This window comes from Streptomyces sp. NBC_01571 (assembly GCF_026339875.1).
Taxonomy (GTDB): Bacteria; Actinomycetota; Actinomycetes; order Streptomycetales; family Streptomycetaceae; genus Streptomyces.
The window spans coordinates 3109096-3123278 of sequence record NZ_JAPEPZ010000001.1 but is presented as its reverse complement, the minus strand read 5'-3'; the positions used below and the strand labels follow the sequence as shown (position 1 = coordinate 3123278).

Genomic DNA, 14183 nt, shown 5'->3' with positions numbered 1-14183 from the left:
AACGGTGCCCTCCCCAGGAACGCGGCCCTTCACGCACGGCGGCAGCGGGGCATGGGCGGCGACCGGCGCACTTCGGGCCCGCCCGGGAGCCCCGGTCGCGGCGGTCTACGCGCTGATCGGGCGCGACCAGACAGGCGTCGTCCCCGTGATCCGGCACAGGGCGAGATAGAGGGGGATCGGCGGGGTGTACGGCAGGGTGCCGTGCGGTCTGTGGATGAGTCCGGGGGCGAGCGGCGCGTCCGGTACGACCGCGCCGGTGGCGTAGTGGGCGGGCGCGGGCCAGTCCAGGGCCACATCGGACTCGGAGGGCACGAGCCACCACCACTGCGCCCTGTCGGCGTACACACAACCCACGCGGGGCAGTCGCGACAGCAGCAGGGGACCGAAGGGGGCGGGTACGGCCACCGCGTCGCACCCCAGCGGCACGGCCATTCCCTCGGGTACGGGGAGACGTCCGACGGTTCCGGACGCGGCCCGCGCGCGCTTCAGGCGGACCAGCGTGTCCAGGCCAAGGACCTGAGCGGCGGGTCCTGCGGCTGACGTACCCCTCACAGCCATTCGGTCCCCGTGCCCCACGACGTCTCCGTCCCGGTGACCCACGATGCTTCCGTCGCCGTGCCCCCCGACGCTTCCGTTCCGGTGCCCCGCCCTTCGGACGGCGGCTTCTTCGCGGTCCAGCCGAGGTCGGACCGGGCCGATTCGGCGCCCGTCGAGGGGCAGCGCGGCAGATCGGCCCAGACCAGCAGCCCCGGCCCGGTGTCCTGGGCGCCCCAGGCCCGGCACATGGCCGCGACGAGCGGCAGGCCCCGGCCGCGCTCCTCGTCGGGGCGCTGCGCCGAGGGGCGCGGCTCGCCCGGAGCGCAGCCCTCGTCCCGTACGGCTATCCGCACCAGGTCGTCGTTGTCGTGCAGTTCGCACACCACCCGCCGGCTCGCGCTGTGCAGGATGGCGTTGGTGACCAGCTCGGACACGACGAGGACAGCCGTGTCACAGGTGTCGTCGGACAGGGCCCAGCCGGTGAGCCGGGCACGCGTCAGATGCCGCGCCTGAGCGACGGAAGCCGGGTGTGCGGCCAGCTCGAAGCGGAACCGGCGCCCGCGGGCCGCACGCGAGCGCAGCCCTGCGATGGCACGGAGACCGGAACGGTCTTCGGCGGTGTCTGTTCCTAAAGGCGCGGACGGAGTCACGCGTGCCACTATCGCCCTGCCGTGGACACTTGGCAAGTGTCACTCTGAAAAATGCAGAGTGCCGTGTGACTCCGAGAAGGGCCGTGGCAGACTTCAGGCAACAGCTCGCCGAGCGGCGCCAGTTGGGATCGTCGAAGCAGACGGACGGAACCCGGAGGGCGCCGCCCGTTCTGTCCGGACTTGGTGTCCGGCCCGCGAGCGCAGTCGTTCGGGGCACAGTGTCGTTCAGGACTCACAGGACTTCAGTGGAGGTGGGACGTGAGCGAACCGCGGTCCGCGCCGACGGTCGGTCAGGTCGTCCTCGGCCGACGCCTGCTGGACCTGCGCGAACGCGCCGGCCTCAAGCGCGAGGAGGCCGCGCGCATCCTGCGCGTCGCGCCCGCCACGGTCCGCCGGATGGAGATGGCCGAGGTCTCCCTCAAGATCCCGTACCTCCAGCTGCTGCTGAAGTCGTACGGGATCTCCGACGAGGAGGCCGAGGCCTTCGTCCAACTGGCCGAGGAGGCCAACCGGCCCGGCTGGTGGCAGCGCTTCCACGACATCCTGCCGGGCTGGTTCTCGATGTACGTCAGCCTGGAGGGCGCGGCCACCCTCATCCGGTCGTACGAACCCCACTTCGTCCCCGGCATTCTGCAGACCGAGGAGTACGCCCGTGGTGTCCTGAAGGCGGGCGCCGTCGGCCAGACGAGACCCGAGGACATCGAGCGCCACGTGGCGCTGCGCATGAAACGCCAGGATCTGCTCATTCGTGAGGGCGCACCCCGGATCTGGGCCGTGATGGACGAGACGGCCCTGCGCCGCGCCGTCGGCGGACCAGAGGTGATGCGCGCACAGGTCGACAAGCTGATCGAGTCCACGAAGCTGCCCAACGTCACGCTCCAGGTCGTCCCGTTCTCCACGGGGCCGCACGCCGGCACGTACGGGCCCTTCGTGCTGTTTCGCTTTGCCATGCCGGAGCTCCCGGACATGGTCTACAGCGAGTACCTGACCGGCGCCGTCTATCTGGACGAGCGTTCCGAGGTGGCGACCCACCTCGAGGTCATGGACCGCATGGCGGCTCAGGCCGCGACGGCACATCGCACGAAGGAGATCCTTCTGGATCTCCGCAAGGAGTTGTGAATGGACAACATCAAGCAGCGGATGCGCAACGAGCGGATCTACAACGGAATGCCGGCTCGTGAACTCGGCAGCGAGGGCTGGCACAAGCCGTGGAGCGGAGGCAACGGCGGCAACTGCCTGGAAGCGATGAAACTCGCCGACGGGCGGATCGCGGTGCGCCAGTCGGCGGACCCGGACGGACCCGCTCTCATCTACACGCCCGGTGAGATGACCGCGTTCATCCAGGGAGCCAAGGAAGGGGTGGCGGATTTCCTTCTCTCCTGAACCTTTTCTCCCCGGCCCTCTTCTCCCCTGACCCTTCCGCTCTTGCGACCCTTTTCTTCTCGTCTGGTCCCCTTGCCCTCCTCTTGAGCTCCATTGAATGCTGTTGAACCCCCCTAAAACAGTGCTGAATTGAACACCCATCGTCGATACGGGAAGAATCCGGAGGTGCGCCGCAGAACTCGGAAGCACGACGGTGCGGGGCGTGGTCGTCCCGGTGACGGCGGACGCGGTCATCCGGGTGGCAGCGCCTCGCACAACGCCTCCAAGGCGGCCCCGTACGCGTGTTCCGAAGGCGTCGCGTACCCCACCACCAACCCGTCCGGTCCGCGCATCGTCGCCCGTGGGTGGCGGAACTCGGCGAGTCCGTCCAGCGCGACGCCCTGCCACGTCGCGGCCTTGACCGCCGACCTCTCGGTCCCGGGCGGCAGTCTCAGCACCGCGTGCAGGCCGGCCGCGATCCCGGTGACCTCGATGTGCGGGGCCCGTTCGGCGAGCGCCGCGACGAGCCGGTCGCGCCGCGTCCGGTACCGCTGCCGCATGCGGCGCACATGACGGTCGTACGACCCGGAGGCGATAAATTCCGCGAGCGTCAGCTGGTCCAGGGCGCTCGCCCACGCCTCCCGCTCGCCCTTGGCCGCGAGGACGGCGTCGACGTACCGCTCCGGAAGGACCATCCAGCCGAGCCGCAGGGCGGGCGACAGGCTCTTGCTGACCGAGCCGATGTGGACGACCCGCTCCGGGTCCATTCCCTGCAGGGCGCCGACGGGCCTGCGGTCATAGCGGAACTCACCGTCGTAGTCGTCCTCGAGGATCAGTCCGCCGCGCGCGCGTGCCCAGTCGACCACCGCGGCCCGCCGCGCCGGATGCAGCGGGCCGCCGGTCGGGAACTGGTGTGCCGGCGTGAGCAGTACGGCCCGCTCCCGGTCCAGTTCGCCCACCTGGGCGCCGTCCTCGTCCAGGGCCAGCGGCACGGTCCGTACGGACGCGCTGGTCAGCAACTCGCGGTGGAAGCCGAGACCGTACGACTCGACGGCCAGCGGCCCCCGCAGGACGTGGGGGAACAACAGCCGCAGAGCGTGCGCGAAGCCGGAGCAGATCACGATCCGATCCGGCTCGGCGGCTACGCCGCGCGTCCGTGTCAGGTATTCGGCCAGAGCCTCGCGCAGCTCGCGCCGACCCGCCGGATCGCCCGGCCCGAAGGCGTCGTTGGGCGCCTGCTGGAGGGCCCGGCGGTACGAGGCGAGCCAGGCGGAGCGCGGGAACGACGACGCGTCCGGGGTGCCCTGCCGCAGATCGTGCCGGGGGCCCCGGGCGGGTGCGGGTGCCTTCTTCGGTACGCGCGCGGCGGCGCCCGGCGCTGCGGTGTTCCCCCACTGCCTCAAGGGCGTGGCGACCCGGGTGCCCGAGCCCTGGCGGGCGGTCAGCCAGCCCTCGGCGACGAGCTCGGCGTACGCGTCGGCGACGGTGTTGCGCGCCATGCCCAGGTCGGCGGCGAGCGAGCGGTACGGCGGCAGCCGCGTGCCCGGCGCCAGCCTTCCGCCGCGCACGGCGTCGCGCAGCGCCCGGATCAGGGCGGCCCGGCGTCCGCCCGGCCCGGCCAGCTCCAAGTGCAGGTCGGCACCGATCCGTTCCGCAGAATTGACCCATGATTCCGCCATGGGAATGAACCCTACAACCGGTCTTTCCGGCCCATAGATTCATGGTCATGACGACGAACACGAACAGCAACACGGACGGGAACACGAGCACGAGCACCGGCACGGAGCGCGCGGCGGGCGCCCCCGCGGGAACGACGCCCGCGCCCGCCGTCGCCGGGCGCCCCCGCCTCGACCTCGCGAAGTCCGCCCCGAGGGTCTTCCGGGCCCTCATCGGTTTCGACGCGGCGGCCCGGGAGGGGCTCGACCCGGCCCTCGTCGAACTGATCCAGATTCGCTCCTCGCAGCTCAACCACTGCGCGTACTGCCTCCACATGCACACCAACGACGCCCGCAAGGCCGGTGAGAGCGAGGACCGGCTGCACATGGTCGCGGTGTGGCGCGAGGCCGGCCACTTCTTCACCGAGCGGGAGCGCGCCGCCCTCGCCCTCACCGAAGCGGTCACCCTGGTCGCCGACGGCGGTGTCCCGGACGACGTCTACGCGCGGGCCGCCGCGGTCTTCGACGACCAGGAACTGGCCCACGTCCTCGCCCTGATCCTCACGATCAACACCTGGAACCGAGTCGCGCTGTCGACGGCGAAGGTCGCGGGGACGGACACCCGCTGAGGGGAGGCCCAGGCGCCGTGACGGGACCCCGGGTGAGACCGGGAGAGCGCCTCGCGCGTGTCGCGGGACGGGTCGTTCGAACGCGCCCGCGCCGTCGCGGGTCTGTCGTAGGGACGGACCCGCGCCGTCGCGGGCTGGTCGCCTACGCCGTCATGGGGCGGTCGTACGGGCCGATCGGCGCCGGCAGGCTGGAGATTCCGGTCAGTGCGCGATCCACCGCGGCCGCCACCGCGCGGCCCTCGGCGATGGCCCACACGATGAGGGACTGGCCACGGGCCGCGTCCCCGGCGACATACACCCGCGGAACATTGGTCGCGAAACGCGCGTCGCGGGTGATCGTGCCGCGCGCGTCGAGGGCGAGCCCGAGCTGATCGATCAGACCGTCGTGCCGGTCCGGGCCCGAGAAACCGAGGGCGAGCAGCACGAGGTCGGCCGGGAGGGTCCGGCCGGAACCAGGGACGGGGCGGCGCCCCGCGTCCACCTCGACCAGGTGCAGCGAGCGCACCCGTCCCCTGGCGTCCCCGGTGAAGTGGAGCGTGGACGCGGCGAAGAGCCGCGCGTCCGCGTGTGCCGCCGGTGCCGTCTCCAGGTCCCGGGCCTCCTCGTGCGCGGGCGATAGCCGGTAGATCTTCGGATACGTGGGCCACGGTTCGACGTCGTGGTCACGCTCCTCCTCCGGCTGCGGATAGATGTCGAGCTGGGTCACGGACGCCGCGCCCTCACGCACCGCCGTCCCCAGACAGTCCGCTCCCGTGTCGCCGCCGCCGACGATGACGACGTGCTTGCCGGCCGCGGACAGTGGCGAGACCTCCAGATCGCCCTCGCACACCCGGTCGGCGAACGGCAGATACTCCATCGCCTGATGGATGCCGCTCAACTCCCTTCCCTCCACGTCGAGTTCGCGCCAGGCCGTGGCCCCCGTCGCGAGCACGACGGCGTCGTAGCGCATCCGCAGCTCCGACGCCGTGAGGTCCTGGCCGATCGTCGTCGAGGTACGGAACTTGGTTCCCTCCGCCCGCATCTGCTCGAGCCGTCTCTCCAGGTGACGCTTCTCCATCTTGAACGCGGGGATGCCGTACCGCAGCAGGCCGCCGATCCGGTCGGCACGCTCATAGACGGCCACGGTGTGACCGGCCCGGGTCAACTGCTGGGCCGCCGCCAGCCCGGTGGGCCCCGATCCGACCACCGCGACCGTCCGCCCGGAGAGCCGCTCCGGTGGGTTCGGCGGCGTGAAGCCGTCCGCCCAGGCACGGTCGGCGATGGCCACCTCGACGTTCTTGATGGTGACCGCGGGCTGGTTGATCGCGAGGACACAGCCCGCCTCGCACGGCGCGGGACACAACCGGCCGGTGAACTCGGGGAAGTTGTTCGTCGCGTGCAGCCGGTCGCTCGCCGCACGCCAGTCGTCGCGGGAGACGAGGTCGTTCCACTCGGGGATCAGGTTGCCGAGCGGACAGGCCTCGTGGCAGAAGGGGACTCCGCAGTCCATGCAGCGGTCGGCCTGGCGTCTGATGATCGGCAACAGCGCACCCGGGACGTACACCTCGTTCCAGTCCCGCACCCGCTCCCCGACGGGCCGGCGAGGATACTCCTCGCGCGGAGTGGTCATGAATCCCTTGGGATCGGCCATGGCCGTCCCCCTTGCGTGCGCATACCGTCACGGAGCCGCACGGGCGTCGGACACCTTGGCCACGCCGTTCGGGCGACACCCCTCTCCCGCCACGATACGACGCCTTCCCGGGCCCTGCCGCTCAGGTGACGGCCTGCGAGCGCCCCGGTCGGGAGCCGGCGCGAGCACGCGGAGGGTGCCCCCGCGTGCTCAGGTGAGAGCCAGCGTGTACGAGATCGCCGCGGCGGCCGACGCGACCGTGCGGACGTGGTTCCATCTCGTCCACCCGCGCACGTACGAGCGCCAGTGCACGGCGGTCTCCGGGCTGCCCGGGTCCACCCTCAGGAGCGCGTCGTTGCGCGGGACGTTCGCGACCACCGTCACCCCGAACGACCCGAACAGATACAGAGCGCTGCCGAGCAACAGCTCCACCGTTCCGTCCTCGGGCAGCAGCACGAAAGTGACCACGCCGAGCACGGCGCACAGCCCGGCCGACCCGACGAACAGCAGCATGAACGCCGGGCGGACCGCGGCCGTGTTGATCGCGTTCATCGCCGCCACGCCCTGGGCGGGCGGCAGCTCGGCCAGCCCCCGCATCACGAAGGCCGAGAACCCGTAGAACACCCCTGCCACCAGCCCGCAGCCGAGCACCCCCAGCACCGTCAGTACGAGATAAGGCCCATCGATCATGACAACCCCCGCGTCGTCGTTCCCCGAAGCCAAAGATCCTGCATGGCGCCTCCCGTCCCCACAAGTGAAATCCGTGGCGGTGACCCCGGCCATGGCCGAGCTGCCCGGACGCATGCGCGAGCGTCCAGGAGCGAGTCACCGCCGTCCCGCGCACACGGCGGGGCACGCGGGGAAGGCCACCGTCACGCGCCTGCCGTGAGCTCCTCGCGCCACCCCTGGAGCCGCGCCTCCACGGTGGGCGCGATCCGCCGACGTGCCTCGTGCCGCGGCACGCCGCTCATCAGCAGCTGGTCGTACGGCGTGTCCACGTGCCGTACGGACGCACGGACCGCCGAGGCCACCGCGCCCTCGGACAGCGCACGGCCCGCCGCACTGCGCCCCACCCGTCCGCTCCCGCGCACCGACGCGTGCGTGGCGATCTCCCGCGCCCGTTCGGCCGGACAGCCGGGGAACAGCCGGCGTATCTCCCACCCGAACGCGTCCGTGAACCGCTGGTCCTCGGCCTCCCGGCGTCTCGCGTCCCGCGCACGGCGCCGCCGCCGCGCCTCCGCGTCCTCCAGGCACCACTCCTCGGCCCGGGCGAGCGCCGTCTCCTCGACAAGGACGCCCTGCCGCTCGTACCGGCCCTGCCGCCGGTTGAACCGCACCACCACCGCCGACAGGGCACTGCCTTCCCGCGATCTCCGCGTCAGCGCCGTGTCGCCGCGCGGCAGGAACACCAGATGCCCCAGGTCAGCGCAGTCCACGCAGCGCGGCAATCCCTCCTCCAGCACCAACAGGGTCAGCGGTCCGGTCCGGCACTCGGCACAGTGCCGTTTCCTGAGCGGCTGGATGACGAGAAGTCCGCCGCGGGACGGAGGAGTCGCGATCGGTGCCATATACAGTTCATTCCCCTGCCCGGCCCGGGACCCACGCCACCGCCTGCCGTCTCTCCCGCGGGCCCTCGACCACGGGCCGGCCCCGCTCCCGCCTTCCCGTCCGCCTCCCCGGGACCGCGAGCGCGATGCCCGGGCGCGGCATCATGGGCCTGTGCGACTCGAAGCGATCACCTGGGAACGGCTCGGCGACCTCCTCGCCGAGCGCCTGCTCGACCTGAAGCCCGACGACGGCAGCCCCTGGCCGCGGATCGCCTTCGACGGAGCGCCGGCCGCCCGCCCCGGCGAGCTCGCGCACCGTGTCTCGGAGGCGCTGCGGATACGCGGCCGGTCCTCGCTCGTCGTCGGCGCCCAGGACTTCATGCGGCCCGCGTCCCTCCGGTTCGAATACGGTCACGAGGACGTCGACGCCTACTACGACGGCTGGTTCGACACCGGCGCTCTGTGGCGCGAGGTCTTCGGTCCCCTCGACCCCGGCGGGAACGGCCGCGTCCTGCCCGACCTCTGGGACCCGGCCACCGACCGCGCCACCCGCAGCGCCTACGTCCAACTCCCGCCCGGCGGGCTGCTCCTGTTCCATGGCCCCTTCCTGCTGCGGCACTGGTTCCCGTTCGACCTGAGCGTCCATGTCCTCCTCTCCCCGGGCGCTCTGAGCCGCCGTACGCCGGAGCCCGAGCACTGGACCCTCCCCGCCTTCCGGCGTTACGAGACGGAAGTGGCCCCGGGCACCGTGGCCGATGTGCTGGTCCGCGCGGACGATCCGCGCCACCCGGCCTGGAACGGCTGACGGCACGGACCGCAGCGCCCTGACGGCGCCGGTTCGTTCGCCCACCCCCGGCGATCGTGTGTGCCGACCCTCCTGGCAAGGACTTCCGGGTGCACATCCCCCGGGACGCGGCAAGAATGAGGGCGCCGGGACTAGCGGTGTGTTCCGCGCCGCGCCGGCCGTCCGGCACCGGGAGGTACTTCATGACCACTGCCGGAGACATCATGCACCGTGGTGCCCAGTGGATCCCCGCCCACGAGACCCTTGACCGCGCCTCTCAGCTGATGCGCGAACTGAACGTGGGCGCGCTGCCCATCAGTGACGAGAACGAACGGCTCTGCGGCATCCTCACGGACCGCGACATCGTCGTCGGCTGTGTGGCCATGGGTCACGATCCGGCCCAGATCACCGCGGGCGAGATGGCCCAGGGCACCCCGCGCTGGATCGAGTCGGAGGCTGACGTCGGCGAGGTGCTCCAGGAGATGAAGGGACACCAGATCCGCCGGCTTCCCGTGATCGAGAACAAACGCCTGGTCGGCATGATCAGCGAAGCCGATCTTGCCCAGCACCTGTCGGACGATCAGTTGGCGGGCTGGGTCGAGAGCGTCTACGCGTCGAGCATGACCCGCTGACCGCACGGAGTCTTCCCGTCACGCTTCTCGTCCGGTCGGCCGTACCGGGCGAGAAGCGCGTCAGAGCCAGCCGTTGCGCCGGAACCCCCGGTACAGGACCAGGCAACCCACGGTGATCACGCCTATGACGATGGGGTAGCCGAACCGCCAGTGCAGCTCCGGCATGTTGTCGAAGTTCATGCCGTACACACCGCAGACCATCGTCGGAACGGCGATGACCGCCGCCCACGCCGTGATTTTCCGCATGTCCTCGTTCTGCGCCACGGTGACCTGTGCCAGATGCGCCTGCAGGATCGAGTTGAGCAGTTCGTCGAACGAGGCAATCTGCTCGGTGACCCTGATCAGATGGTCGGAGACGTCCCGGAAGTACGCCTGTATCTCGGGGTCGACCACACGGATCGGCCGGGTGGCGAGCTGCTGGACGGGGCGGGCGAGCGGGACCACGGCACGCTTCAGCTCCAGGAGTTCACGCTTGAGCTGGTAGATGCGGCCCGCGTCGGCCCGTGCGCCGTTCTCGGCGAACACATCGGCCTCGACCGCGTCGATGTCCTCCTGAACCGAGTCCGTGACATGGACGTAGTCGTCGACCACGTGGTCCGCGATCGCGTGCAGGACGGCGGCCGGCCCCTTGGCGAGCTGGCGATGGTCGGCCTCCAGCTCCTCGCGCAGCGGGCCCAGCGAGCCGTGCCGTCCGTGCCGCACGGTGATCACGAAGTCGGAACCGACGAAGACCATGATCTCGCCGGTGTGTACCACCTCACTCGTCGCCGTCAGTTCTTTGTGCTCGACGTAACAGACCGTCTTGAACACCGCGAACAGCGTCTCGCCGTACCGCTCCAGCTTCGGGCGCTGATGGGCCTCCACCGCGTCCTCGACGGCCAGCGGGTGCAGGTCGAAGAGGTCGGCGATGCCGGCGAACTCCCGGTCGGTCGGCTCGTGCAGTCCGAGCCAGACGAAGCCCTCGTCGCTCTTGCGGATGCGCTCCACGGTGTCGACCAGATCACGGCCGCCCGGAACCCTGACGCCGTCCCGGTAGGCCACGCAGTTGACCACGGCGGAGCCCAGCGGGGACCGGGCGGGGTGACTCAGGTCGACGCGGACGCGCCGCCTGGCCAGTCGCGCCACCTTGCGCAGGCCGCCGACCCCGCCGAGGCTCGTGACCTTCCGCAGATTCCCAGCCATGGACATCAGGACCCCCTTGCGTGGATCTTCCCGCGCCGCATTCCGCGCCTTCGCCCGCCAGTCTGCCAGGCACGTTCGATCTCCGGGAAAGCCTGTGGGAACGGAATCCTCCGCTTCGCTTCCGAGGGATCGGGAAGCGTCGTCGATTCCGGACAAGGGGGTCAACTGGGATGATCCCTGCATGACGCGAACCGACGAGTATCTCCTCGACAACCAGCAGACCGAGGCGGGACAGCGCTTCGAGGCCTTCGCCACCCTCTTCGACCCCACGACGTTCCGGCACATCGAGCGCCTCGGCATCGGGCCCGGCTGGCGCTGCTGGGAGGTCGGCGCGGGCGGCACGTCGGTGGCGTCCTGGCTCGCCAAGAAGGTCGGCCCGACCGGAAAGATCGTCGCGACCGACATCGACACGTCCTGGGCGGTCTCGGCGGCCCGAACGCCGGTCGAGGTCCGGGTGCACGACGTGGCCGCGGAGGAACCCCCGGGGGAGGGCTTCGACCTCGTGCACGCACGGCTCGTGCTGGTCCATGTGCCGGACAGGGAGCAGGCGTTGCGGTCGATGATCAAGGCGCTGCGGCCCGGCGGCCGGCTTCTCGTCGAGGACGCGGACCCGGCGCTGCAGCCCCTGCCCTGTCCCGACGAGCACGGCCCCGAGCAACAACTCGCCAACCGGCTGCGCCAGGGCTTCCGCAAGCTGCTCGCCGAGCGCGGCGCCGACCTCGCCTACGGCCGCAAACTCCCGCGCCTGCTGCGTGAGGCGGGGCTGCGGGAGGTGGAGGCCGACGCGTACTTCCCCGTCACCTCACCCGCCTGCGCCGCCCTCGAGACCGCGACGGTCCGGCAGATCGGCCGGCAGCTCGTCACCGCGGGCCTCGCCACTCCAGAGGACATCGAGCGTCACCTGGCCAACGTGGCCACCGGCTCGATGGATCTGGCGACGGCGCCCATGATCTCGGCCTGGGGGCGCAAGTAGACGGCGCGGGTGAGGGACTACCGGGCCGGGGGCGCCGCTTCCGGCCTTCCTCCGACCCGTTCCACCGCCATCGCTCCCGCCCCGCATCCCTCCACCGCCGCCGCCTCGGGTTCGGCGCCCGCGAGCAGGGCGGCGAGGAACGCGCCGGTGAACGCGTCACCGGCGCCCGTGGTGTCCCGGGCCGTCGCGGGCGCCGCCGGAACGTGCGCCAGTACGGTGCCCGAGCGGGCCACGAGGGCGCCGTCGCCGCCCAGTTTCGCGACGACCAGCGGAATACGGCGGCTCAACTCGGCAGCAGCGTCCGCCGGATCGGGCAGACCGGTCAGCAGGCACGCCTCGTCGCGGCTGGGCAGCAACAGGTCGACGTCCTCGGCGAGCGCGAGGAATCGGTCCACGCCCAGCTTCGCGAGGAAGCCCGCCGACGCCGGGTCCAGACTGACCGGTACACCCCGCGCGCGTGCCGATTCCAGGGCCGCCGAGGCCAGCGCCCGGCTCGGTTCGGAGAAGAACAGGTAGCCCGACAGGTGCAGTCGCGCGACACCGTCGAGCAGAGTGGACGACCAGTCGCCGGGATCGAGCCGCAGTGAGGCCCCGCTGTCCGTGAGGAACGTCCGCTCGGCCGAGTCGCCCTGGTCCACCAGACAGATCACCGTCCCGGTCGGTGCCTCGGGATCGACGACGAGCAGGGGACGTACACCGCAGGCCGACAGCTCGCGTTCGTGCCAGGCGGCGGCGTCCGCGCCCACCCGGCCCAGCAGTCGTACGTCCGGGCAGCCCCGATGAGCCGCCCAGCAGGCGACGTTGGCGCCGGCCCCACCGGGCAGGGTGCGGACCGCGGCGGCCGTGTCGGTGCCCGCCGCGAGCGGCCCCCGATGCCGGGCGACCACGTCCGTGATCACGTCACCGACGACGAGCAGCGCCCGGGCGACATCCGGGTGGGGCCCCGCGTCCTGCGCCGCCCCACGCCGCGTACCTCTCCGCGTACCGGCCGCACCGGACTCGTTGGCGCGGTCGGTACGGTCGGCGCCGTCGGCGTCCGGGCCCGGGGCGCCGTGATCCGTCCCGCTCGCGTCCGGGTCCAGGCCGCCGTGATCCGTCCCGCTCGCGTCCGGGTCCAGGCCGCCGTGATCCGTCCCGCTCGCGTCCGGGTCCAGGCCGCCGCGATCCGTTCCGCTCATGCCCCCGCCCAGGCCGCCGCGATCCGTCCCGCGAGTCGTACGTTGCCCCGCACCGCCGCCAGATTGGCGCTGAGCGACGCGCCGTCGGTGTGCCGCACCAGGTGGTCGAGCAGGAACGGCGTCACGGCCTGCCCGGTCACGCCCTCGGCCTCGCACGCGCGCAGCGCGTCGGCGAGCACGCGCGCGTGGAGCCCCGGATCGAGCTGCTCCTCCTCGGGGACGGGGTTCGCGACGATCAGCGCCGATGCCGGGCCGTCCAGCGCGTCCTGCGCGCGCATGACATCCGCCACCTGACCGGGAGAATCCAGCGTCCAGTCCACGGGATGACCTGAGTCGGACAGATAGAAGCCGGGGAAGTGACCGGTGCCGTACCCGGCCACCGCGACACCCAGCGTCTCCAGGCGCTGCAAGGTCGCCGGCACGTCGAGGATCGACTTCACGCCCGCGCACACGACCGTGATCCGGGTACGCGCCAGCAGGCCCAGGTCGGCCGACTCGTCCTGCGTCGTCGTCCACTCCCGGTGCACACCGCCGAGCCCGCCCGTCGCGAACACCCGTACGCCCGCGAGGGCGGCCAGCAGCGCCGTCGCGGACACGGTCGTCGCCCCGCTCGCGCCCGTCGCCACCGCGAGCGGCAGATCGCGGTGCCCGAGCTTGCGGATGCCGTCCTCGTTCGCGACCCGTTCCAACTGCTCCTTGTCCAGTCCGACATGAGGACGCCCGTCCAGCACGGCGATCGTCGCGGGTACGGCACCCTCCCGCCGTACGACGTCCTCCAGTTCCAGCGCGACCTGCAGATTGCGCGGACGCGGCAGCCCGTGCGCGATGATCGTCGACTCCAGGGCCACCACCGGCCGGCGCGTGTCGAGCGCCTCCCGCACCTCTTCGGACACCACGATCACGCGCCTGCCTCCTGTCTGTCGGCCTACCTCATCTCTGGCGGGCGGCGCGCCCGGTCAAACCCTTGCGAGCCGAGGCCCACGGCACCAGCCTGGGGGCATGACGGACAACTCGCCACGTCTCGACCATGTCGTTCTCTGGGTACGCGATCCGGTCGCGTCGGCCGACTTCTACGAGAGGGCGGTCGGCCTGGAGCCCCTGAGGGTCACCGAATACGCCGCGGGGAAGGAACCGTTCCCCTCCGTACGCCTGAACGAGGAGACGATTTTCGACCTCGCGCCGCTCCCGCTGGCGGCGTACATGAACATGGTCCCCGGGGGCGCGGCCAGTGCCGGCCACCCCGTCAACCATGTATGCCTGTCCTTGGGGGGAGACGATTTCGACGCTCTGCGGGCGCGTCTGGAGGAGCGGTCCGTCCCCGTCTCGGGCTTCTCCTACGACTCGTTCGGCGCCCGCGGCCTGGCCAGGCGCAGCTTCTACTTCCGTGACCCGGACGGGAACGTCTTCGAGGCGCGGCACTACGAGTAGAACGGGAGAGGGGTGCT

At 71.6% G+C, this 14183-nt stretch carries 16 protein-coding genes; 7 read left to right on the top strand and 9 right to left on the bottom strand.

The features are described from left to right. Positions 1–105: 105 nt before the first annotated feature. Together OHB41_RS14100 and OHB41_RS14095 are read right to left on the bottom strand one after the other, a co-directional pair. Entirely contained in the window at positions 106–558 is a 453-nt protein-coding gene (locus tag OHB41_RS14100; protein ID WP_266698375.1) for a hypothetical protein, read from the bottom strand. Continuing rightward, positions 549–1196 (bottom strand): ATP-binding protein, encoded by a 648-nt coding sequence (locus OHB41_RS14095; protein ID WP_266698374.1) that lies wholly within the window; start codon positions 1194–1196, stop codon positions 549–551. The genes OHB41_RS14100 and OHB41_RS14095 overlap by 10 nt, the downstream gene beginning before the upstream one ends. A 249-nt stretch (positions 1197–1445) precedes the next feature. On the opposite strand from OHB41_RS14095, the gene OHB41_RS14090 reads away from it, so the two are divergent. Further along, positions 1446–2306: a Sco1979 family transcriptional regulator gene (locus OHB41_RS14090; RefSeq protein WP_266698373.1), complete on the top strand. Its 861-nt coding sequence runs from the start codon at positions 1446–1448 to the stop codon at positions 2304–2306. After that, a complete protein-coding gene (locus tag OHB41_RS14085) occupies positions 2307–2570 on the top strand; it encodes a DUF397 domain-containing protein (RefSeq protein WP_148013473.1) in 264 nt (87 codons plus the stop codon). Between the two features lie 230 nt (positions 2571–2800). On the opposite strand, the gene pdxR is transcribed toward OHB41_RS14085, so the two are convergent. Beyond that, positions 2801–4228 carry a MocR-like pyridoxine biosynthesis transcription factor PdxR gene (pdxR, locus tag OHB41_RS14080; protein ID WP_266698371.1) on the bottom strand — a complete coding sequence of 476 codons (1428 nt, stop codon included), beginning with the start codon at positions 4226–4228 and terminating at the stop codon, positions 2801–2803. A 47-nt stretch (positions 4229–4275) separates the two neighbouring features. On the opposite strand from pdxR, the gene OHB41_RS14075 reads away from it, so the two are divergent. After that, on the top strand, positions 4276–4833 hold the full coding sequence (locus OHB41_RS14075) for a carboxymuconolactone decarboxylase family protein (protein ID WP_526024914.1): 558 nt from the start codon (positions 4276–4278) through the stop codon (positions 4831–4833). Positions 4834–4975: 142 nt separating this feature from the next. Here OHB41_RS14075 and gltD read toward each other — a convergent pair whose 3' ends face one another. The 3 genes from gltD to OHB41_RS14060 form a co-directional block, all read right to left on the bottom strand. Next, on the bottom strand, positions 4976–6463 hold the full coding sequence (gene gltD / locus OHB41_RS14070; protein WP_266698368.1) for a glutamate synthase subunit beta: 1488 nt from the start codon (positions 6461–6463) through the stop codon (positions 4976–4978). Between the two features lie 189 nt (positions 6464–6652). Continuing rightward, positions 6653–7132, bottom strand: a complete 480-nt coding sequence (locus OHB41_RS14065) for an anthrone oxygenase family protein (protein ID WP_266698366.1) — start codon at positions 7130–7132, stop codon at positions 6653–6655. Positions 7133–7314: 182 nt separating this feature from the next. After that, entirely contained in the window at positions 7315–8010 is a 696-nt protein-coding gene (locus tag OHB41_RS14060; protein ID WP_266698365.1) for a DUF2293 domain-containing protein, read from the bottom strand. A gap of 151 nt (positions 8011–8161) precedes the next feature. On the opposite strand from OHB41_RS14060, the gene OHB41_RS14055 reads away from it, so the two are divergent. Both OHB41_RS14055 and OHB41_RS14050 read left to right on the top strand, forming a co-directional pair. Next, positions 8162–8794, top strand: coding sequence for a nucleoside/nucleotide kinase family protein (locus OHB41_RS14055; protein WP_266698364.1), 633 nt, complete (start codon positions 8162–8164; stop codon positions 8792–8794). Between the two features lie 182 nt (positions 8795–8976). Further along, entirely contained in the window at positions 8977–9405 is a 429-nt protein-coding gene (locus OHB41_RS14050) for a CBS domain-containing protein (protein WP_266698363.1), read from the top strand. A gap of 60 nt (positions 9406–9465) precedes the next feature. On the opposite strand, the gene corA is transcribed toward OHB41_RS14050, so the two are convergent. Next, complete coding sequence (gene corA, locus OHB41_RS14045; RefSeq protein WP_266698361.1) at positions 9466–10593, bottom strand: magnesium/cobalt transporter CorA; 1128 nt, start codon at positions 10591–10593, stop codon at positions 9466–9468. A gap of 175 nt (positions 10594–10768) precedes the next feature. Here corA and OHB41_RS14040 point away from each other — a divergent pair, with 175 nt between their 5' ends. Beyond that, positions 10769–11560, top strand: a complete 792-nt coding sequence (locus OHB41_RS14040; RefSeq protein WP_266698359.1) for a class I SAM-dependent methyltransferase — start codon at positions 10769–10771, stop codon at positions 11558–11560. A gap of 17 nt (positions 11561–11577) precedes the next feature. Here OHB41_RS14040 and OHB41_RS14035 read toward each other — a convergent pair whose 3' ends face one another. Together OHB41_RS14035 and OHB41_RS14030 are read right to left on the bottom strand one after the other, a co-directional pair. Then, positions 11578–12477, bottom strand: a complete 900-nt coding sequence (locus OHB41_RS14035; protein WP_266705859.1) for a carbohydrate kinase family protein — start codon at positions 12475–12477, stop codon at positions 11578–11580. 257 nt (positions 12478–12734) lie between these two features. Next, positions 12735–13640 carry a pseudouridine-5'-phosphate glycosidase gene (locus OHB41_RS14030; RefSeq protein WP_266698357.1) on the bottom strand — a complete coding sequence of 302 codons (906 nt, stop codon included), beginning with the start codon at positions 13638–13640 and terminating at the stop codon, positions 12735–12737. Positions 13641–13737: 97 nt separating this feature from the next. On the opposite strand from OHB41_RS14030, the gene OHB41_RS14025 reads away from it, so the two are divergent. Further along, positions 13738–14166, top strand: coding sequence for a VOC family protein (locus OHB41_RS14025; RefSeq protein WP_266698356.1), 429 nt, complete (start codon positions 13738–13740; stop codon positions 14164–14166). The last annotated feature ends 17 nt before the right edge of the window (positions 14167–14183 follow it).

Coding starts and splice junctions, on each gene's coding strand:
- OHB41_RS14100 (WP_266698375.1), bottom strand. CDS start 558: ATGGCTGTGAGGGGTACGTCAGCCGCAGGACCCGCCGCTCAGGTCCTT.
- OHB41_RS14085 (WP_148013473.1), top strand. CDS start 2,307: ATGGACAACATCAAGCAGCGGATGCGCAACGAGCGGATCTACAACGGA.
- pdxR (WP_266698371.1), bottom strand. CDS start 4,228: ATGGCGGAATCATGGGTCAATTCTGCGGAACGGATCGGTGCCGACCTG.
- OHB41_RS14075 (WP_526024914.1), top strand. CDS start 4,276: ATGACGACGAACACGAACAGCAACACGGACGGGAACACGAGCACGAGC.
- gltD (WP_266698368.1), bottom strand. CDS start 6,463: ATGGCCGATCCCAAGGGATTCATGACCACTCCGCGCGAGGAGTATCCT.
- OHB41_RS14065 (WP_266698366.1), bottom strand. CDS start 7,132: ATGATCGATGGGCCTTATCTCGTACTGACGGTGCTGGGGGTGCTCGGC.
- OHB41_RS14060 (WP_266698365.1), bottom strand. CDS start 8,010: ATGGCACCGATCGCGACTCCTCCGTCCCGCGGCGGACTTCTCGTCATC.
- OHB41_RS14050 (WP_266698363.1), top strand. CDS start 8,977: ATGACCACTGCCGGAGACATCATGCACCGTGGTGCCCAGTGGATCCCC.
- corA (WP_266698361.1), bottom strand. CDS start 10,593: ATGTCCATGGCTGGGAATCTGCGGAAGGTCACGAGCCTCGGCGGGGTC.
- OHB41_RS14040 (WP_266698359.1), top strand. CDS start 10,769: ATGACGCGAACCGACGAGTATCTCCTCGACAACCAGCAGACCGAGGCG.
- OHB41_RS14025 (WP_266698356.1), top strand. CDS start 13,738: ATGACGGACAACTCGCCACGTCTCGACCATGTCGTTCTCTGGGTACGC.